Source organism: Bowmanella dokdonensis (assembly GCF_017254865.1).
In the GTDB taxonomy this organism is placed as follows: domain Bacteria; phylum Pseudomonadota; class Gammaproteobacteria; order Enterobacterales; family Alteromonadaceae; genus Bowmanella; species Bowmanella dokdonensis.
Genome location: NZ_JAFKCV010000417.1, coordinates 1 through 282 on the forward strand (window position 1 = coordinate 1; position 282 = coordinate 282).

Annotated in this window: 1 protein-coding gene; it reads left to right on the forward strand. The window is 53.9% G+C overall.

Features of this window, described 5'->3' with window-relative positions; all coding sequences use genetic code 11:
• A partial coding sequence (locus tag J0A66_RS23140) for a porphobilinogen synthase (RefSeq protein WP_500676680.1) occupies positions 1–282 on the forward strand: 282 nt, incomplete at both ends.

Genomic DNA, 282 nt, shown 5'->3' on the forward strand with positions numbered 1-282 from the left:
GTGCCGATATTGTGGCCCCCTCAGATATGATGGACGGACGCATCGGTCTTATTCGCAGCGAATTAGAACGCCAGGGTCACATTAACACCTGCATTATGGCCTATTCCGCCAAGTATGCGTCCAACTACTATGGCCCATTCCGTGATGCGGTCGGCTCTGCCGGTAACATTAAAGGCGGCAACAAAAAGAGTTACCAGATGGACCCCGCCAACAGCGATGAAGCCCTGCGTGAGATAGCCCAGGACCTTGCCGAAGGCGCCGATATGGTTATGGTAAAACCCG